The organism is Pradoshia sp., assembly GCF_051873915.1.
In the GTDB taxonomy this organism is placed as follows: Bacteria; Bacillota; Bacilli; order Bacillales; family Pradoshiaceae; genus Pradoshia.
Genome location: NZ_JBJEFJ010000189.1, coordinates 1 through 5,274, shown reverse-complemented (window position 1 = coordinate 5,274; position 5,274 = coordinate 1). Strand labels below are relative to the sequence as shown.

The 5,274-nt window shown below is 38.5% G+C and carries 5 protein-coding genes; all 5 read right to left on the bottom strand.

All coding sequences use genetic code 11. The annotated features are described in order from the left end of the window. Positions 1-141 precede the first annotated feature (141 nt). On the bottom strand, positions 142-264 hold the full coding sequence (locus ACI35L_RS16405; RefSeq protein WP_439803339.1) for a hypothetical protein: 123 nt from the start codon (positions 262-264) through the stop codon (positions 142-144). A 145-nt stretch (positions 265-409) separates the two neighbouring features. Further along, the gene (gene gshAB, locus ACI35L_RS16400) at positions 410-2,707 is read right to left on the bottom strand and encodes a bifunctional glutamate--cysteine ligase GshA/glutathione synthetase GshB (RefSeq protein WP_439803338.1); all 2,298 of its coding nucleotides are present in this window, start codon (positions 2,705-2,707) and stop codon (positions 410-412) included. Then, positions 2,697-4,019 carry an MATE family efflux transporter gene (locus ACI35L_RS16395; RefSeq protein ID WP_439803337.1) on the bottom strand — a complete coding sequence of 441 codons (1,323 nt, stop codon included), beginning with the start codon at positions 4,017-4,019 and terminating at the stop codon, positions 2,697-2,699. Before ACI35L_RS16395 ends, gshAB begins: the two co-directional genes overlap by 11 nt. 148 nt (positions 4,020-4,167) lie before the next feature. Continuing rightward, positions 4,168-4,617, bottom strand: a complete 450-nt coding sequence (locus ACI35L_RS16390) for a MarR family winged helix-turn-helix transcriptional regulator (RefSeq protein WP_049671993.1) — start codon at positions 4,615-4,617, stop codon at positions 4,168-4,170. A gap of 254 nt (positions 4,618-4,871) precedes the next feature. Further along, on the bottom strand, positions 4,872-5,274 hold a 403-nt coding region (locus ACI35L_RS16385), incomplete at its 5' end, for a uridine kinase family protein (RefSeq protein ID WP_439803336.1).

The window sequence follows — 5,274 nt, the reverse complement described above, 5'->3', positions numbered from 1 at the left end:
AAAATCGCTTCTCAATCTGAAACCGAACAAAAATAATTCTTCTTAAGAATAACAGGTATGTTTAGAAATAGCAAATAATAACACCCCCTCCATATTGTTTCTTTAATCGTTAAGATTATCATTGATTGTAAAACATGGCTGTTAACAGCCGTATCCAGCACTTTCTTGAATAGAAGCGCAGCTTAAAAGCTCGCCATACCCCGTACAACCAACTAAAATGAAGAGACATAATGGAAGCAGATGGATGGCCATTGTTTTTTTCACGTAACCCCCCTGTAAGAATGCCTTATGATTCAATATTCTCCAAAATCCCCATAAATCCCTTTTAACCGCTAACCACCTGTGTCATGGTTATGAACAAAGCACACAAAAAATGCCAGTGGTTTCCCACTGGCTTCATCTCTGCCACTTAATCTAATTCTAAGAGCTGGAGAATGTTATAGGCTATATTTCGTTCCTTCCCCTCATATGGATACGAATGAATGTGGATGGCAGGGTTGAAATTCAATTCAATGATGGAATATGGGGAGTGGTCATCAGTTAGATCCTCCACTATCATATCCACTCCACAAATATTGGCTCCAACTGATTTGGAGGCCTCTACCGCTATTTTTTTGAAGCTGATTGGCACCATGTCCGTAACATCGACGCTGTCCCCGCCGGTGGATATATTAGAGTTTTCACGTAAATATTGCTCTTCTCCTATTGGTATAACAGAGTCAATTGTTTGGTTTTGCTGCTCTAGAAAAAGCTTCATGTTTTCATCAATCTGGATTTTCTCTAGAGGCGTTTTATACCCCTTTCCTCTTAATGGATTTTCATTTTTTTGGTCTATTAATTGTTGAATGGTTGATATTCCATCACCTGTAACATTGGCTGGCACTCTATGCAAGACTGCCACCGTCTCATCTCCAATGACCAAAAAGCGATATTCTTTCCCTTTTATGAAAGGCTCTATAAGAATGGCCGAATCCTCTCTGAAAGCGATATTTAATGCTTGAATCAAGCTTTCTTTACCGGCTCCTTTCGGGAATATTGAAATCCCCAATCCAAAGTTTGTTGATTTTGGCTTTATAACTAATGGCCGATTAACCCAATGGTGAATTGAATCTTTAGCAGATGCCAGATCAAAAAACTCTTCCCCTTCCGGAGTATGCAAACCGTTCCTTTTAAGAATCTGCTTGGTCACGCTTTTGTTTTCCATGATCAAAACAGCGACATACTGATCCTTGCTCGTTTTTGTCGCCTGTTTGACATATTGCACATTGCTCCCTTTTATTAGTTCGATAAAATTCTCTTTTCGATCCATGATTCCGAAAGAGATGCCTCTCTTAACGCTTTCCTTCAGCAGTATTTGTGTTGAAAGCTCCATATCGGTATAAGGTTTAAATAAGAAGCGTTCACGGAAAGCTGCGTCTCTATGTTTTTTAGCCAATTCCATATGCGCCTCTATATACCCTTTTTCTTTACATAACTGGCCCAGTTTATAGGCATAGGTCTTTTCTGGATTGTGAATGATGTCTTCCTTTGCTTTCAGAACTTCCTTAAATGGCAGCTCATATTGCTCGTTCATTTTTAACAGGTCCTGTATGATTTCGTTTCCCCAGCTTCTTATGGAAACCTCTGCGCCATTTTGTTGGAGCATAAGCTGCCCATTTTGACCTTCAACAGCTGCTTTTTGGATATTCCGCTCACTTTCTAGCTGCCATTTTTCGTATGGCGGCTCGTCCTTTTCTATGCAATATAATAAAAATAAATGAATAAAATTCAAATCAGCAACGGAAAGTCCACTCTTTACAAATGGGTTGATATCAATCGTGCGAAGCTCTACATACTCAATACCGTCTTGCAGTAAATCCTCTGTAGAATAAACAGGACCTTTGCCCTTCAACCGCACCTGGGTATAGAGCTCCCTTATATCTTTAAGCACCCCGTGGTTGATATAAGCTGTAATGGAATCCACATAATTTTCGAGAGAGGAATAATCCAATTCGATGAATTCTTTGTTTTGATACCCACAAAGGCTATTTCGATAAGATATGGCCTTGTTGTTCGAATACGTTTCAGGAGAGATTTCTTCCATCGTATCTACGCATTTCTTCTCATAGGTTGTATGAATCGTATTGGAAGCACCAAGGGTATAGACCAGGAACCACTGGTAACGTAAGTAGTTGCGAGTAAGCTTTAAATAAAGATCCTGCTTAAACTCTTGATAGGATTTTTGTTGATTGGTTTTCGTATAGAGTGTCTGTATCAATGCATCTCCTAAGGAGAAGTTAATGTGAATTCCAGAAATAAGTTGTTTTTTTCCTCCATATTTGTTTCTCAAATACTCTCGATATTGCTCATCTTTTTCCTGGTTAGGGAAGATCGCTATCGGAATATCTTCTACTTCCGGTGTGATGGCAGGCATGGATTGGGGCCATATAAATTCATTGCCCAGCTCCAATGCCGCTATATTGTATAAGGAGTCTAAAAAATCAACCGCATCGTTTGTTGTATGAAAGACGGGTGTAATCAATTCTATTTGAGATTCTGAAAAATCTGTCGTGATATAAGGATGCTCTTTTTTATCACCAAAAACAGCAGGATGCGCTGTTAAAGAAAGAGCTCCTTCACTTGTAACACGTAACCCCTCCCGTTCAAGTCCAATATTCACATCCAAGATCTGTTTATTTGAAAGAGTAGAGAAGAGATTAAATGGCATGCTGATATTTCCTCCTATAAATTGTGTTGAAAATGAGCACGGATACTATTCCTTTTACAAATGACGAAATCGCAATACTCCACCAAATCCCAGCCAACCCTAATGAAGGAATAAGCAAGATGGCTAGAGGTATTCGCATTAGCGTAAAGATAACAGAAATCGTTGAAGGGATTTTCGGCATACCAATCCCTGTGTAAGCACCCATGCAAATGATTTCAATTGCCATAAATATTTGAGAGAGACCGATTATTGTCAGATAGGCTGAAGTAATCGCGATTGTTTCAGGATCGCGCGTAAATATCCCAGCTAATTCTTCCGAGAAGAAGATAAAGATGATGCTCGTTATAAGGGCATAGGATATGCCGAGCAATAGACTAACTCGGTACCCTTTTAAGATTCGTTTATATTTTTTTGCTCCAAAATTCTGACCAATGAAGCTGCCAACCGCTCCATTTAAACTGCCCATGACAATGAATGTAATCGATTCAATTTGAAGACCGATTTTTTGTGCGGCAACCGCATCTGTTCCATAAGAAGCAATCATGATAGCTAGTATGATATTGATGACGGTAAACAGAATTCGTTGTATCGACATCGGAATACCAAGTCCTATGATTTCCTTGAACTGTTGAAAACGTATTTGGAAAATGTTCTTCTTGAACAGAATACTTCTCGCTAGATAGATAAATAAAATGAACATAAGAATGTGAGAAATCAATGTCGCAATGGCAGCACCAATGACGCCCCATTTAAATGTATAGATAAAAATCGGATCAAGAATGATATTTAAGATAAGACCAAAGGCACTGATATAGAAGCTTTGTTTATTGTTTCCAAAGCTGCTGAACATTCGAATGAAGAACGTGTTGAAATAGGAGAAAAAGAGCATAAAGGCAGACACCGCCAGGTATTTATAAGCATCTATTTGTACGGCATCATTATTTAAATTCAATAAATCCAACAGACGATTTCCAAATAACAGCAATCCAAATACGGTTATAATGCCAATAAAAAGATTCAATAACAAAGAGCTTCCAATATAGGAAGCACTCTCTGTGTCATTCTTCCTCCCTACTGAATGAGCGATTTTTATTCCTCCGCCAACGACAATCATTGCTTGAACCGCATATCCCATATTTATAAAAAAGCTTGCTGATCCAACGGCAGCAATCGCATCAGGACCAAGACCTCCAACGAAGATCATGTCAATAAAGTTATATAGAAACTGGAGCAAGGAACTTCCTATTAGCGGAAGAGACAAAAGAGAGATAACCGAAAGTTCATTCCCAGAAGTTAAGTCAATTTTTTTCATTTCTTATCCCCTACTAAAAGTGTGTTAGAAGCATTGATGAAGCAAATGCTTTCCTCCTATTATGACCCTCAGGTGCATTTACAAGTAAATCTGTCTCGCAAAATCAACTCTATTATTTGTATTTTGCAAGTATTTAACGAATGCTATCTTACCCCAATGGAGCAGAACAGCATCTTGTTGTTTTCTTCATATTTTCATTCAAAAGCTGAATGGATTGAATCACCATTTCTTTTTCCGTTTCACTCATCCCTGCAAAGACTTGATTAAGATAGTCATTCATTTGCTCATTGATATTGGCTGCCACACGCTGCCCTTCCTCTGTCAAAGAAAGTAGATAGATCCGCCGGTCCTCTGCATCAGGTGTTTTCTTCACTAATCCTCTTTTTACTAAGGATTGAACCTGGCGGCTAAACGTTGTAATATCCGTTCCGAGAGTGTCAGCCACTTGTTGCATCGAAGGCAATGACTGATGTTCAATTTCATATAAAATATGACTCTGAACGAGCGAGATATCATGCCCTTCCGCTTGACAGCAATTCTTGTTTAAAAACCCAAATCGACGTGTAAAGATTTGAAAAAGGTTCCGAATATCGTGCAAAAAAAAATCACCTCTTGCCTGCTTTATTTACTTGCAATATGCAAGTAATCCTCCTTGAATAGAATAGCTATATTAATTGCAAATTACAAGTTATTTTAAGTAAAAAGACTGGCACTGAAAGAAAACGAGAAAAAAGCCAATCCCTCGGTTGACTCTCAATCTCAAATTCTAACTCAAACAATAATGGTGATATTTCAAGTATTGATACGAACGGAAATGGAATAGTGACCCGCCCCTTTAGCTCTATAGAATATTTATTCAATACCACTTACTATTAAGTCGGCTCTTTCAAAAGGTCTATATGTTTCAACATAAACGTCCTCCGATAACATCCAATTATTCTCCCACATATCACGAGCTGTTTCTCCGTCTCTTTCAATACCTCGTGAAAGCCTTGTGTCTCTTGGACATTCAACCCATATTGTAAAATCGTATTTTTCGAAAAATTCCTGACGCATTGTGTATACACCTTCTATTATGACAATTCCTCCAACTGGAACAGTATGCCACTCTGCTAAAATATCCCTTACCCAATCATATCGCTGGTAATGCCCTTCTTTATTTTGAGCTACGGGTTCAAGAACCTGATTTAAAACACGCCTCCAATCATAATCAGCACCAACGGGCTTATTCTTCGGAAGCGTTTTTAGAAGTTGT

Bases quoted from the DNA above. Each gene is read 5' to 3' on its own strand.
- ACI35L_RS16395 (WP_439803337.1), bottom strand. From the start codon at position 4,019: ATGAAAAAAATTGACTTAACTTCTGGGAATGAACTTTCGGTTATCTCT.
- gshAB (WP_439803338.1), bottom strand. From the start codon at position 2,707: ATGCCATTTAATCTCTTCTCTACTCTTTCAAATAAACAGATCTTGGAT.